Origin of the sequence: Cytobacillus solani (assembly GCF_001420595.1) — a bacterium.
Taxonomy (GTDB): Bacteria; Bacillota; Bacilli; order Bacillales; family Cytobacillaceae; genus Cytobacillus; species Cytobacillus solani.
In genome coordinates this window covers 1,779,686-1,793,209 of record NZ_LJIX01000006.1, presented here as the reverse complement: position 1 = coordinate 1,793,209, position 13,524 = coordinate 1,779,686, and the positions used below count along the sequence as shown (strand labels likewise).

The window sequence follows — 13,524 nt, the reverse complement described above, 5'->3', positions numbered from 1 at the left end:
TCTTTAAAAGGTACCTTATTAATTTATTTCATCCTCATCTTGAACGATTTCTCTTCCTGGTAAAATAAGATTCAGAATTACACCAACTATTGCAGCAAGTGCCATTCCTTCAATCGCAAAGGTTTCAGAGAATCTTAATGCTGCTCCGCCGATTCCAATTACGAGGATTACTGACGAGATTACTAGATTCCTATTCTTGCCAAAATCAATCTTATTTTCAACAAGCATCCGCAAGCCGCTGGACGCGATGATCCCGAATAATAAAATTGAAATTCCTCCAAGCACTGCTGTGGGAATCGTTTGTATTAAAGCCATTGCTTTACCGAAAAACGCGAACAAAATCGCCAGTACAGCCGCTCCAAAAATGACATAGACTGAGTAGACTCGTGTGATTGCGAGTACACCAATGTTTTCACCATACGTCGTTTTTGGCGGTCCACCAAGTAGCGCACTGACAAATGTACCCAGACCGTCTGCGAAAATTGAACGATGTAAGCCAGGATCTTTAATGTAATTACGATTCACTACTTTTCCTAGTACTAATTGATGACCAATATGCTCCGAAATCGTAACGAGCACAATTGGCACCATCGCAAGTAATATGGAAGAGGTAATATTAAATTCATAATGTATACCTGGCAATAAGAAATCAGGCATCGCAAACCATTTTGCTTCTTTTACCGCTGTAAAATCGATAATTCCTATGATAGCAGAGTATATATATCCGATAATTAAGCCAAGTAAAATTGGCATCGCACTTAAAATATTTTTGAAGTAAACGGTAAAGACAATGGCCGCAAATAATGTGACAAGTGCTGCTGTAAAGTGTAGAAAACTGTATTCATCATTTACATTCATCGCCATATCTACAGCTGTGCCTGATAACGCTAGCCCAATAACCATAATGACTGGTCCAACAACAATCGGCGGCAAAAGCCGCATCAGCCATTTATAGCCAGCTTTCCAAATAACCAGTGAAACAAGCGAGTAGGTAATACCGACAGCCATTGCTCCGATCATTGCGTTCCCAGGATTCTCCCCAAAATTTGTAGCAATTAGTATGGGAGTGATAAAGGCAAATGATGAGCCTAAGTACGCTGGCACTTTAAATTGAGTAATGAATAAAAAGATAATTGTTGCAATCCCGCTTGTTAAGAGTGCGATAGCAGGACTTAAACCAACTAACTGTGGTACTAAAATAGTTGAGCCAAACATCGCAAACATATGCTGAAAGCTTAGTGTTATGAGCTGTGTTTTACTTGGAAAATCATTTATGTCTAATACTGGCTTATTCATATTTCAATCTCCTCGATTCCTTTTTAGCCTCTCTGGGCTATTATTTAAAGGGTTTGCCAACTAGTTTTCAAAAATACTTACATGCTCATGTTCGTCAACTTCGTTTAATTCAACGACAATTTTTTCTGAACTTGAGGTTGGGATATTTTTACCAACATAGTCAGCTCTGATCGGCAATTCTCTATGTCCTCTATCAACCAAAACAGCCAGCTGTACAGAGGATGGTCTGCCAATATCAACAAGTGCATCTAGTGCTGCCCTAACCGTTCTTCCTGTATAAAGGACGTCATCGACTAGAATGACCTTTTGATTTGTAATATCAATTGGAATTTCTGAACCCTTTACTAAAGGTTCTTCATCTACTGTCACCTTTGATAAATCATCACGGTATAGGGTAATGTCAAGCTCTCCTACTGGAACATTCGCCCCTTCTATTTGCTGTATTCGTTCAGCTAATCGACTTGCTAAATATATTCCTCTTGTACGAATGCCAACAAGGACACAGCCTTCAATTCCTTTATTTTTTTCAATAATTTCATGGGCAATCCTCGTCAAAGCTCTGCGGATTGCTTGTTCATCAAGAACAATTGCTTTTTGCGACATGTAAAACCCCGCCTTTACTTTATATATATAAAAAACCCTCTCACCGATTCAGCGAGAGGGTAACGAGCGCATAGATAAGGGAAACATCCCCTAGGCACATATCCGTTTCCTTCTCAGCCTCACGGGACTGTATTAAAGGACTCTTATTTAACTAAAATTAGTTTATTGTAATCATAGGTACTTGTCAACGATTATTTTTCATCTGGTCAACTAGCTGCTGAAAGTCAGGAGGAAGCGGCGCTTCAAACTCCATGTATTCACCTGATCTAGGATGCACAAATCCTAAGATACCTGCATGCAATGCCTGACCACCAATATCTAATGTCTTTCTTGGACCGTATTTCGGATCGCCTGCTAGCGGGTAGCCAATATATTTCATGTGGACACGAATTTGGTGAGTTCTTCCAGTTTCTAACTGACACTCAACAAATGTAAAATTGGTAAACCGATCAAGCACATGAAAATGAGTGACTGCATGTTTACCATTATCAGTTACAGCCATACTTTGCCTATCCTTTTGATCACGGGCAATTGGTGCCTCAATTGTTCCATAATCATGAGGAATCACCCCATGGACAATGGCACGATATTTCCTAGTCACTGTCTTTTCGACTAATTGATTAACGAGACTTTCGTGAGCAAGATCATTCTTTGCCACCATTAACAAACCGGATGTGTCTTTATCGATACGGTGAACAATGCCAGGTCTCATAACCCCATTGATTCCTGAAAGATCCTTACAATGAGCCATTAGTCCATTAACTAATGTACCTGTTAAGTGACCAGGAGCAGGATGGACGACCATACCTTTCGGTTTATTCACAACTAATACATCCTGATCTTCGTAGTATATTTCTAAATCCATATTCTCCGGAACAACATCTAATTCTTCAGGTTCTGGGATCGTGATCACAATTCGATCATTAAACGAACATTTATAATTTGTTTTTATTTGTTCTTCATTAACAAGAACATGCCCTTCTTTAATCCATGCTTGCGCTTGTGTTCTTGACCATTCTTTGTTTAAAGTTGAAAGAACCTTATCAATTCTCTCTCCTGCTTGTTCTTCAAGAATGGTGTGTTCCATTTTCTCCATGTGTTTTCTCCTTTTTTAACGCTCTCTCTTCTAAAAGCATTTGGATCATTAGCATCGCCACGCCAATAACTAATGCAGAGTCTGCAATATTAAAGACAGGGAAGTCATAGCCAAAAATATAGGTGTTTACAAAATCAACGACCTCATTTCGGAAAACACGATCAATAAAATTCCCAATCGCTCCCCCTAGCATAAATCCTAACGATACTCCAAATAACATTTTTCCTTTAGCAGCTTTTTGAATGTAGTAAACAATTCCAATGATAACAATGACAGTGATAATATAAAAAAACCACATTTGTCCTTCAAGAATTCCCCAAGCAGCCCCTCTATTTCTGTGGGATGTAATATAAAGGAAGTCTTCAATTACTTTTATACTTTCACCGAGCTCCATGTTTTTGACAATTAAATATTTCGTTAATTGATCAAGTGCAATAATAAATAAGGCAATTATGTAATAAAACACAAAGGCAACCCCCATATCTCTTATCTTTACCTTTGCATTTTAGCACACTCTGCATAAAAACGACAGTAAGCGCTTATTCTTATTCGTACAAAGATTTTCGATAATAATTCTCTAGCCGATTACAATCATCTAGCGTTTTTAAGGTTGGAACCGCAGCTAATATGTCGTCTGGAAGCAATTCACCTGATACTTCACATTTGCCATAAAGCCCTTTTTCAATCCTTTCTAGGGTACTTTCCACATCATATAACTCATCCAATATAAATGGTCGAATCAGCTTTGAACTGCGATCATCCATTAATTTTTCCAATAGTTCCTGTCTAGTATTACGGAGTTCGGAATAGAGCTTTTCAACTTTTGCATCCATGTCTGTTCCTCCGTTCATTGATTTTTCTTTAGTATCTCTTAAGATTCTTGTTTAGACACAGGCAAAGTTTTTACAAGGGGAACAACAATTAACGGAGATGGTATTATTTATAAAAAATGAGTCCCTGCAAAAAACAGGGACTCATACGATTATACAAGATGACTATAGTGATTTTGTACGACTTCTGCACAACGTGGACATAAGGTAACGAATTCTTCAACCTTGCCTACCTCAGGTGTAACAATCCAGCAGCGCTCACATGTTTCACCTTCAGCCTTTGTAACAACAATCGCTGTATTTTCAAATTTAACAGCATTTTCAGGAGCATCCTCTAATTTTCCAGCAAGTTCAAAAGCGGAAACAATAAATAGCTGCTCTAAATTCTCATCAATCGACTCAAGCAATTCTTTTACTTGGTCATTTACGTACAACGTGATTTTGGCCGTAAGCGACTTGCCGATTACTTTTTCATTACGGGCTTCTTCTAATGCCTTTAAGACGTCATTACGAAGCTTCATGAATGATGTCCATTTTTCCTCTAAAGCTTTAGCCTTCGGAAGCTCTTCGTACTCTGGCATATCCGTTAACTGGACACTTTCTTCTTTCACTGATGGAATAAAGCCCCAAACCTCGTCAGCCGTATGAGAAAGAATAGGAGCAACCAACTTCGTTAATGCAAGTAAGCTCTCATAAAGAACTGTTTGGATTGCGCGGCGATCCTTATGATCCGTTCCCTCAATATATAAAATATCTTTAGCAAAATCAAGGTAGAAAGCACTTAAATCGAGTGTACAGAAATTGTTAATTGCATGATAAATTCCTGCAAACTCATAATTTTCATAAGCATCACGAACCGTTTTAATCAATTTATTCAGCTTAACAAGCATAAATTGATCCACTTCACGTAAATTTTCATAAGCCACCTTATTTACAGCCGGATCAAAATCATCTAGATTTCCTAGCAAGAAACGGAATGTATTGCGGATTTTCCGGTACACTTCAGCCACTTGCTTTAAAATTGGGTCAGATACCCGGACGTCAGCTTGATAGTCAACAGAAGCAACCCATAGTCTTAAAATATCTGCACCAAGCTGGTTCATTACTTTAGCAGGAACAACAACATTTCCAATCGATTTACTCATTTTTCTTCCTTCACCATCAAGAGCAAATCCATGGCTTAAAACTCCTTTATATGGAGCTTTCCCTGTTACAGCAACAGCAGTTGAAAGGGAAGAATTGAACCAGCCGCGATATTGATCAGAGCCTTCAAGATATAAGTCAGCTGGTCTTTGCAGATCATCACGTTCCAAAAGTACAGCTTGATGGGAAGAACCGGAATCGAACCATACATCCATAATATCTGTCTCTTTTGTAAACTTGCCGTTCGGGCTTCCAGCATGTGTGAATCCTTCAGGAAGCAAGTCTTTTGCCTCACGCTCAAACCAAATATTTGACCCGTGTTCACGGAAAAGATTGGAAACATGATCAATTGTCTCATCCGTAATAATTGCATCTCCATTTTCAGCATAGAATACCGGAATTGGTACTCCCCAAGCACGCTGACGGGAAATACACCAATCGCCACGGTCACGAACCATGTTAAATAATCTCGTTTCTCCCCAAGCAGGCACCCATTTTGTTTCCTTTACTGCATCCATAAGGTCATTGCGGAAATCTTTAATGGAAGCAAACCATTGAGCTGTTGCACGGAAGATAACTGGCTTTTTCGTTCGCCAATCATGCGGGTATGAGTGAGTAATGAAGGTGAGCTTTAATAAAGCACCTGCAGCCTCAAGCTTTTCAGTAATCGGCTTATTTGCTTCATCATAGAATAATCCTTCAAAGCCAACTGCTTCTTTTGTCATTACCCCGCGATCATCAACTGGACATAATACATCCAGACCATATTTTTGACCAACATAGAAGTCATCTTCCCCATGTCCTGGTGCTGTGTGAACACATCCAGTTCCAGCATCTGTAGTAACATGTTCTCCAAGCATAACAAGTGAATCTCGTTCGTATAGCGGATGTTTGGCAAGGATATGTTCAAGTTCAGCGCCTTTCACGGTTTTAACCACTTGCGGGTTTTCCCATTCAACCTCTTTTGTTACTGCTGATAATAAATCCTCAGCAACTAGATACTTGCTGTCTTTTTCTTCAACGACAACATAATTAAGTTCAGGGTGAACCGAAATTCCTAAGTTTGCTGGAATCGTCCAAGGTGTTGTTGTCCAAATGACAATTTGCGTATCTGCATCAAGAGCATTCTTTCCGTCTGCCACCTTAAATCCAACATAGATAGAAGGAGAACGTTTATCTTTATATTCAATTTCAGCTTCAGCCAAAGCGGATTCAGATGAAGGAGACCAGTAAACAGGCTTTTTCCCTTTATAGATGTAGCCTTTCTTTGCCATATCTCCGAAAACTTTAATTTGCTGTGCTTCATATTCAGGCTTTAAAGTGATATAAGGATTCTCCCAATCTCCTCTCACACCTAAACGTTTAAATTGCGTACGCTGGCTGTCGATTTGTCCATATGCATACTCTTCACATAGCTTACGGAACTCAGCAATCGTCATTTCCTTACGCTTTACTCCTTTATTTGTTAGGGCTTGCTCGATTGGCAGGCCATGCGTATCCCAACCTGGAACATAAGGTGCATTATAGCCAGTCATTGATTTATGCCGCACGATGATATCCTTAAGAATCTTGTTTAATGCATGACCCATATGGATATCGCCATTTGCATAAGGAGGTCCATCATGCAGGACAAACATTGGACGGCCTTTCGTATGATCTTGTACCTTCTTGTAAATGTCCATTACTTCCCACTTTGCTTGGATTTCAGGCTCGCGCTTTGGTAAATTCCCTCTCATTGGAAATTCAGTTTTTGGCATTAATAATGTGTCTTTGTAATCCATGTCCATTCCTCCAGTTTTGCTCATTTACTCCATGATTTCCACTTCTCTTCACAATAAAACTTACTGAAAAGTAAATAAAAAAAACCCTCTCATCCCAAAAAGGGACGAGAAGGTTTTATCTCCCGCGGTACCACCCTTGTAGATAGAAATTCAATCTTTTCTATCCGCTCAAGCATTCTTAACGCGAATGAATCGCCTATGCTTAATAATTCATTTGAACGTTCAGCAAGGAACTCAAGGGTGATCTTCCAATATTTTGCTTCTACCGGGCTTTCACCATCCCCGGATCGCTAACAGGCAAATTCATGCACTGCTTAAAGCATATAAATATTGTACTGTCCCTCTCACAGTTCATATTTCTTAATTTACTTTGTTTTAAAAATTATATGCATTTATTTAACATTCGTCAAGCCAATGAATCTTCTTCTTGAGCAGATTTTAATTCAGTTGCATCAAGCTCGTATTCAAGAAGATGATCCCAATCATCATTATTCAGTAAATCTAATTGTGCTTCAATAAGCATTTTAAAACGAGTCCTGAACACCTTTGATTGCTTCTTCAGCTCTTCAATTTCAAGAGCAATCTTTCTTGCCTTTGATAAAGATTCATTTACAATCCGATCAGCATTTTTTTCAGCTTCCTTAATAATGAGCTTTGCTTCTTTTTGAGCATTTCTTCTTACTTCTTCTGCTGCTTCTTGAGCCACGACAATTGATTTGTTTAATGTTTCTTCAATCGTTGTAAAATGGCCAATTCGTTCGTTAAGATCATTAAGCCTTTCTTCTAATTCCTTTTTCTCCCGAATGACAATTTCATAGTCTTTTATCACTTGGTCAAGAAATTCGTTCACTTCGTCTTCATCATAGCCTCGGAATCCTTTGCTGAATTCCTTATTATGAATATCCAACGGTGTTAATGGCATCATGGCCACCTCCCAAAATCCTTCAATTATGTATAGAGCTATTATTCGACAACTTGCAGCAAATTCCTGCAAATTGAAAATAATTTTTATAACAGCAATTCTCCCTAAAATGAAACAAATTAGTATGTTGTATACAAAGGTTGATTTCCGCTTCAGGCTGATCGCTTTCCGCGGGGTGGGCGGTGAGCCTCCTCGGCACATTAGTGCCTGCGGGGTCTCACCTGTCCCACTCATCCCGTAGGAGTCTCTCACCTTCCGCTCCAATCAACTAACATATTTGCATGCAGAGTCAATTAGAGAATGACTAATTGCAACAAATCATTGAAATAGGCAAGATACATGAAAATATCTAAACAAGCCATACTTAAATGTATTCCAAATTGCCAGTAATAGAATTACTTTGCCTTCCCCGCAGTGATTTTCCATTTGTCTTTTTTGGTTTTTCCTTCAATAGAGATGATTTTTGAACGTCCATAGCCCCTGACAGATATCATATCATATTCTTTGCATTCAGAAGCAGGATTTTCGATTAAGCTCCAATTTAATTTTACCAGACCTTGCTGGATAAAACCTTGTGATTTTTGCCTTGATAAATGATAAATAGCTGAAATTACGGTGTCTAATCTCAACGAAGTAGATGTAACAGAAACTTCATGCCAATTTTCTTCTGGCTGAACAGCATTTGCAAGTGGCTGTGCACGTAAACTAACAGATGTTTTCCCAACCGATTCTAATTGCAAGCTTATATAGTCCTCCACATCCTTTGAAACAAAAAACTGAATTCTCCCGTCATGAACAAGAATGTCTCCGAACTTGCCCCTTTTTAATCCTAAAGACATCAAGCTGCCTAGCACTTGCGGATGTTCAAGTGTAATAAATTTACTAGGGTACTCAACTTCAAATAAACAAATCTGATAATCCTCTTCTTCAACTTGAAAATAATCTGGATAAATAATTGCACGTTTTCGTTCTGAAGAGTGTGTACCGCCAAACAGTTCAAATTTCACTTCCGTTTGACTGCCAATGATTGACCTAACAATTTCCTGCTCCCTTGGATCAAGAAAATCGGTTAGCTTTGGTGCATAGGCAGCATCAACTGCATCCTTCCAGTTAAGAACTTGATCAATAAACTCCTTTTCTTCCGGACGGAAATGCTGGTATATCGTCATTCATTCATAAACCCCTTTACAAGCCCAAATAAAGAGGGCCGAGTAAAGCCCTCTTTTATCGTTTAACTTATCCAAACAAATAATTGTCCTAATCCGCTTATTGCAAACTTAAGAACTAAAATCGCAACGATTGGTGAAATATCAATCATGCCAAGTGGAGGAATTATTTTTCTAAACGGCTCTAAATATGGCTCACAAATTCTTGCTAAAAATTGACCAATTACTGATTCTCTTGCACCCGGAAACCATGTCAATAGAATATAAATAATTAATGCCCATGAATAATAGTTAATAATCGTTGCGATAATGTTGAATAATAGTACCATTTAGTGCTACCACCTCGTATTTTCGAAATCTTGCTCTTGCATCATTTGTGAAATATTACCGGAAATTTCAATATTATCAGGAGTACAAAGGAAAATATCTGTACCAATTTTTTGAATATCTCCGCCAATTGCATAGACCGTTCCGCTTAGGAAGTCAACAATTCTTTTTGCTTGATCCTTTTCAATTCTTTGTAAGTTAACGACAACTGCACGTCTATTCTTCAAATGGTCAGCAATATCCTGTGCTTCCGCATAAACGCGCGGTTCGACCAGAACCATTTTGGATGACTTTTGCACACTTTGCAGGCTGACAATATTATTTTTTTGTGCAGGCTGAGCTTTTGGTGATTGTTTAACAGGCTCTAATTCTTCTTCGACGATTTCCTCTTCTTTATAGTCATATTCATCATCTAAGAAGAAAAATGTTTTAAATTTAGATTTGATACTCATTTTTTATCAACCTCCTACTCCTTCTTCACCTACTAAAGCGGTGCCTATTCGTACCATTGTTGCTCCTTCTTCAATGGCAATCGCATAGTCATTTGACATTCCCATTGACAGCTCTGCGCAAGGTGCATACTTAAGTTTTAAATTTTTAATTTTACTCTGTAATTCATTTAGTTTTCGAAAACAGGTACGCAGCACCATTTCATCCTCTGTAAATGGAGCCATTGTCATTAAACCACAAATTCGTATCTTATCATACTTACTTAAGCTCAGTACGAATTCACTTACTTCATCAGGAGATAGCCCTTGCTTTGATTCCTCACCAGAAACATTTACTTGAACAAAGCAATTCGTTACTTTTTCAGCTCTTTTATTTATTTCTTCTGCAAGTGAAATTCGATCAAGTGAGTGAATATAATCGACTTTATCGATAATATTTTTTACTTTTCTTGATTGTAAGGTTCCGATATAATGCCATGTTGGCTTGTCCCTCAGTGCATCCCATTTAGCCAAGAGCCCCTCATCTCGGTTTTCTCCTAAATGGACAACACCAGCTTCAACCGCTTCCTGTGCTCTTTCAATTGTTACATATTTAGTAACAGCAATAATTGTAACATCGTCAGGATGTCTGTTAGACCTCCTACAAGCCATCTCGATGTTTTCTTGAATCTTCTGCAAATTTTCTTCTACCTTCAAACCAGTTAATCCTCCTTCCAGCCGATAAAACCCATCATTCTCCCCGTACTCCCCTTGTCTCTTCGATGGGAGAAAAAATGTTCCTCATGACAGCTGGTACAAAAATTCGATACTTGAATGTTTTTTTCTAACACACCTGCTTGTAAGAGGATCGATTTATTTACTTCTTTTAAATCTAATTCATATTGGTTTTCTTGTATATGATTAAATGGATGCTCCTCAATATTCCCTAGCCTGTTCTTTACTAAAGTAATCACAGGCTCATCTACAATATAACAATTTCGGCATATTGAAGGGCCGATAACTACCTGAACTTCTTTTGCTCCAATACCCTTTGTTTTGTATAATTTCACCATTTCTTCTGCTATTCCATTTACAGTTCCCTTCCATCCTGCATGTGCCACACCAATTGCCCCTGTTTCTCCATGAATGAAAAATAAAGGGACACAATCTGCAAAGCATAGTGTTAATAGGATGTTTTTATTGAAGGTAAAAAAACCGTCTGTGTCCTTGAAGGATTCTTCATAAGATAGGGAGCCTTTTCCCGCATCTTTCATAGCGATCATTTCAATGTTTACCTTATGGGTTTGTTCTGCTCCAACCCAGTTTTCAACTGGAAAACGGAGTGCTTCCGCCATACATTGACGATTTTCTTTCACACTAGTGATAGAATCATTCACATGCAAGCCAAGATTCAAAGTAGAGAAATTTGAATTACTGATGCCGCCATTCTTTGACGTGAATCCCGCAACTAAATTAGGGAATTGATCCATCCATTCCTTTATTAGAAAATATCGAGTATCTTTCAAAATAAATGGTTCCATTGAATAACCCTCGGCTTCCAATTTTTAGCGCAGCGTACCTTCCACAGAATACTACTTTATCAGTGGTAAATCAGATACTTTTCGCTGTTCATATTTTCTTTAGTTTACCATAACAATCATTGACTTCACAGTTTTAAAAGACATATTTATGCATCTTCCTCAGCATTATTCAACATATTATAATCTTTATGCCTCACTAAAATGACATCTTCTCCAATTTTCAGGATATTTTTCCAAGGAATGACAATATCTTCGTCACGTCCAAAAAAGCCCAATACCTTCCCTGCCCCCCCAATGATCACAGCATCTATTTTTCCTGTTTGAATATTTATATCTATATCCCCAATATTTCCTAATTTCTTTCCGTTTGATACGTTCACAACATCTTTCAATTGGAATTCAGAGATTTTAATCATTTCTCGCGCCCCCAGTATTTCATTCTATATAAAATATATGACTACATACGCAAAATTATTGTTAACAAACATATTTTTATTAAGGAAAAACTAAAAGCGGAAGCACCTTGATCATCGCCGTACAAACTGGAGGGGCCTCGACTGAGATAAAGGAGACACGTGAGCGATAGCGAATTGATGTAGACTTATCATAGGGAGGGGACCTGAAGTTTGATAGGCGATAGGAGCTGCAGCTAGACAAAAAAAAGCCGCCAGTCAGGCAGCTTTAGCTTTGGATATTTTTATTCATCTGTTTTATGGCAGCTTTTTCAAGTCTAGACACTTGTGCTTGTGAAATACCGATTTCCTCAGCAACCTCCATTTGTGTTTTCCCTTGGAAAAAACGTTTTCTGAGAATCATTTTTTCCCGATCGTTTAATCTCCTCATCCCTTCTTTTAGAGCAATCTCTTCAATCCACTGGATATCTTTATTTTTTTCATCACTTAATTGATCCATGACATATATCGGATCTCCGCCATCATTATAAATAGGCTCAAATAAAGAGACTGGATCCTGAATTGCATCTAATGCAAAAACAATTTCCTCATGTGGAACATCAAGTTCTTTCGCAATTTCAGCAGCTGTCGGCTCCTTGGATGTTTTACTCATTAATCGTTCTCTTACCTGTAGTGCCTTATAAGCAATATCCCTTAAAGAACGAGAGACTCGAATGGGATTATTATCACGCAAATATCTTCTAATCTCTCCGATAATCATCGGAACAGCATAAGTGGAAAACTTCACGTTTTGACCTAAATCAAAATTATCAATAGATTTCATTAGGCCGATACAGCCGACCTGGAATAGGTCATCAACAAATTCGCCTCTATTGTTAAAACGCTGAATAACACTCAGTACGAGACGTAAATTACCGTTGACGAGTTTTTCCCGCGCGGATATATCCCCCTTATGCATTTGCTTGAAGAGCTCTCTCATTTCTTCGTTTTTCAATACTGGAAGCTTCGAAGTATCAACACCGCAAATTTCTACTTTATTTCGAGTCAATCCTTTTCCCTCCTCACAGGAGCTGCTGTACAAAAAACAGTATTTCCTTGAGAAGGAAAAATATGCACTTGCCTCATTTCACAATTTATAAGAAAACTGAAATAAACATCATAAAATAAGCAGTTTTTCAGTCTTTTTATTTTTAAAAAAATATTTTTGTATCCAAAAAAAATAAAATGGCTTACACCATTTTATTAAACTCCTTCTTTAATCTTTTTATAATTCTTTTTTCCAATCGGGAAATATAAGATTGAGAAATACCAAGCATATCTGCCACATCCTTCTGTGTCTTTTCTTCCCCCGTTCCAAGACCAAAACGAAGCTCCATTATTTGCTTTTCACGGTCAGATAACTGATGCAATGCTTTCGATAGCAGCTTTTTATCCACATTGGCCTCTAAATCCTTCGTGATAATATCCTCATCTGTTCCAAGTACGTCAGATAGCAGAAGTTCATTTCCATCCCAATCTATATTTAAAGGTTCATCAAACGAAACTTCGGAGCGGATTTTATTATTTCTTCTTAGGTACATAAGGATTTCATTTTCAATACATCTTGATGCATATGTAGCAAGCTTTATTTTTTTTTCGGGATTGAAGGTATTGACAGCCTTAATCAATCCAATAGTGCCGATACTTATTAAATCTTCTATATTAATTCCCGTGTTTTCAAATTTCCTCGCAATATAGACAACTAAACGTAAATTTCTTTCGATAAGAATGGACCTGGCTGCCTTATCACCATTTGGGAGTTTTTCTAATAATACTTCCTCTTCTTCTTTGCTTAAAGGAGGAGGCAATGCTTCACTTCCACCAATGTAAAATACTTCATCTGTTTTCAGACCGAGTTTCATTAAAATTTTATACCAATAGTATGAGATGCGAAGCTTTAACCTTTTCATGGTATGTCCTCCTCTGTATAGAAAATAAA

At 37.9% G+C, this 13,524-nt stretch carries 15 protein-coding genes and 1 other annotated feature; all 15 genes read right to left on the bottom strand.

The window, feature by feature from the left end:
- Nucleotides 1–18 precede the first annotated feature (18 nt).
- The 15 genes from AN957_RS10830 to sigE all read right to left on the bottom strand — a co-directional run bounded on the left by AN957_RS10830 (nucleotide 19) and on the right by sigE (nucleotide 13,495).
- Nucleotides 19–1,296, bottom strand: coding sequence for a solute carrier family 23 protein (locus tag AN957_RS10830; protein WP_056684056.1), 1,278 nt, complete (start codon nucleotides 1,294–1,296; stop codon nucleotides 19–21).
- Between the two features lie 60 nt (nucleotides 1,297–1,356).
- The gene (gene pyrR, locus AN957_RS10825; protein WP_053475598.1) at nucleotides 1,357–1,899 is read right to left on the bottom strand and encodes a bifunctional pyr operon transcriptional regulator/uracil phosphoribosyltransferase PyrR; all 543 of its coding nucleotides are present in this window, start codon (nucleotides 1,897–1,899) and stop codon (nucleotides 1,357–1,359) included.
- Between the two features lie 184 nt (nucleotides 1,900–2,083).
- Complete coding sequence (locus tag AN957_RS10820) at nucleotides 2,084–2,995, bottom strand: RluA family pseudouridine synthase (protein WP_053475597.1); 912 nt, start codon at nucleotides 2,993–2,995, stop codon at nucleotides 2,084–2,086.
- Nucleotides 2,967–3,461: a signal peptidase II gene (gene lspA / locus AN957_RS10815; protein WP_053475596.1), complete on the bottom strand. Its 495-nt coding sequence runs from the start codon at nucleotides 3,459–3,461 to the stop codon at nucleotides 2,967–2,969. Before lspA ends, AN957_RS10820 begins: the two co-directional genes overlap by 29 nt.
- A gap of 79 nt (nucleotides 3,462–3,540) precedes the next feature.
- On the bottom strand, nucleotides 3,541–3,828 hold the full coding sequence (locus AN957_RS10810; RefSeq protein WP_053475595.1) for a hypothetical protein: 288 nt from the start codon (nucleotides 3,826–3,828) through the stop codon (nucleotides 3,541–3,543).
- A 149-nt stretch (nucleotides 3,829–3,977) separates the two neighbouring features.
- Entirely contained in the window at nucleotides 3,978–6,749 is a 2,772-nt protein-coding gene (gene ileS / locus AN957_RS10805; protein ID WP_056684053.1) for an isoleucine--tRNA ligase, read from the bottom strand.
- Nucleotides 6,750–6,846: 97 nt separating this feature from the next.
- Nucleotides 6,847–7,106, bottom strand: a binding site (T-box leader).
- A 49-nt stretch (nucleotides 7,107–7,155) separates the two neighbouring features.
- Nucleotides 7,156–7,671, bottom strand: coding sequence for a DivIVA domain-containing protein (locus tag AN957_RS10800; protein ID WP_053475593.1), 516 nt, complete (start codon nucleotides 7,669–7,671; stop codon nucleotides 7,156–7,158).
- Nucleotides 7,672–8,066: 395 nt separating this feature from the next.
- The gene (locus AN957_RS10790; protein WP_053475592.1) at nucleotides 8,067–8,840 is read right to left on the bottom strand and encodes a YlmH family RNA-binding protein; all 774 of its coding nucleotides are present in this window, start codon (nucleotides 8,838–8,840) and stop codon (nucleotides 8,067–8,069) included.
- Nucleotides 8,841–8,902: 62 nt separating this feature from the next.
- Nucleotides 8,903–9,166: a YggT family protein gene (locus tag AN957_RS10785; protein WP_056684046.1), complete on the bottom strand. Its 264-nt coding sequence runs from the start codon at nucleotides 9,164–9,166 to the stop codon at nucleotides 8,903–8,905.
- 6 nt (nucleotides 9,167–9,172) lie between these two features.
- The gene (locus AN957_RS10780; RefSeq protein WP_053475590.1) at nucleotides 9,173–9,616 is read right to left on the bottom strand and encodes a cell division protein SepF; all 444 of its coding nucleotides are present in this window, start codon (nucleotides 9,614–9,616) and stop codon (nucleotides 9,173–9,175) included.
- A gap of 6 nt (nucleotides 9,617–9,622) precedes the next feature.
- Nucleotides 9,623–10,309 carry a YggS family pyridoxal phosphate-dependent enzyme gene (locus tag AN957_RS10775; protein WP_056684044.1) on the bottom strand — a complete coding sequence of 229 codons (687 nt, stop codon included), beginning with the start codon at nucleotides 10,307–10,309 and terminating at the stop codon, nucleotides 9,623–9,625.
- Between the two features lie 5 nt (nucleotides 10,310–10,314).
- The gene (gene pgeF / locus AN957_RS10770; RefSeq protein WP_053475588.1) at nucleotides 10,315–11,133 is read right to left on the bottom strand and encodes a peptidoglycan editing factor PgeF; all 819 of its coding nucleotides are present in this window, start codon (nucleotides 11,131–11,133) and stop codon (nucleotides 10,315–10,317) included.
- A gap of 146 nt (nucleotides 11,134–11,279) precedes the next feature.
- Nucleotides 11,280–11,549: a YlmC/YmxH family sporulation protein gene (locus AN957_RS10765; RefSeq protein ID WP_053475587.1), complete on the bottom strand. Its 270-nt coding sequence runs from the start codon at nucleotides 11,547–11,549 to the stop codon at nucleotides 11,280–11,282.
- Between the two features lie 265 nt (nucleotides 11,550–11,814).
- On the bottom strand, nucleotides 11,815–12,594 hold the full coding sequence (gene sigG / locus AN957_RS10760) for an RNA polymerase sporulation sigma factor SigG (RefSeq protein WP_053475586.1): 780 nt from the start codon (nucleotides 12,592–12,594) through the stop codon (nucleotides 11,815–11,817).
- A gap of 181 nt (nucleotides 12,595–12,775) precedes the next feature.
- The gene (gene sigE, locus AN957_RS10755) at nucleotides 12,776–13,495 is read right to left on the bottom strand and encodes an RNA polymerase sporulation sigma factor SigE (RefSeq protein WP_053475585.1); all 720 of its coding nucleotides are present in this window, start codon (nucleotides 13,493–13,495) and stop codon (nucleotides 12,776–12,778) included.
- Between the last annotated feature and the right edge of the window lie 29 nt (nucleotides 13,496–13,524).

Excerpts from the sequence above, each read along its gene's own strand:
- AN957_RS10830 (WP_056684056.1), bottom strand. The coding sequence starts at position 1,296 with ATGAATAAGCCAGTATTAGACATAAATGATTTTCCAAGTAAAACACAG.
- pyrR (WP_053475598.1), bottom strand. The coding sequence starts at position 1,899 with ATGTCGCAAAAAGCAATTGTTCTTGATGAACAAGCAATCCGCAGAGCT.
- AN957_RS10820 (WP_053475597.1), bottom strand. The coding sequence starts at position 2,995 with ATGGAGAAAATGGAACACACCATTCTTGAAGAACAAGCAGGAGAGAGA.
- AN957_RS10810 (WP_053475595.1), bottom strand. The coding sequence starts at position 3,828 with ATGGATGCAAAAGTTGAAAAGCTCTATTCCGAACTCCGTAATACTAGA.
- ileS (WP_056684053.1), bottom strand. The coding sequence starts at position 6,749 with ATGGATTACAAAGACACATTATTAATGCCAAAAACTGAATTTCCAATG.
- AN957_RS10800 (WP_053475593.1), bottom strand. The coding sequence starts at position 7,671 with ATGCCATTAACACCGTTGGATATTCATAATAAGGAATTCAGCAAAGGA.
- AN957_RS10790 (WP_053475592.1), bottom strand. The coding sequence starts at position 8,840 with ATGACGATATACCAGCATTTCCGTCCGGAAGAAAAGGAGTTTATTGAT.
- AN957_RS10785 (WP_056684046.1), bottom strand. The coding sequence starts at position 9,166 with ATGGTACTATTATTCAACATTATCGCAACGATTATTAACTATTATTCA.
- AN957_RS10780 (WP_053475590.1), bottom strand. The coding sequence starts at position 9,616 with ATGAGTATCAAATCTAAATTTAAAACATTTTTCTTCTTAGATGATGAA.
- pgeF (WP_053475588.1), bottom strand. The coding sequence starts at position 11,133 with ATGGAACCATTTATTTTGAAAGATACTCGATATTTTCTAATAAAGGAA.
- AN957_RS10765 (WP_053475587.1), bottom strand. The coding sequence starts at position 11,549 with ATGATTAAAATCTCTGAATTCCAATTGAAAGATGTTGTGAACGTATCA.
- sigE (WP_053475585.1), bottom strand. The coding sequence starts at position 13,495 with ATGAAAAGGTTAAAGCTTCGCATCTCATACTATTGGTATAAAATTTTA.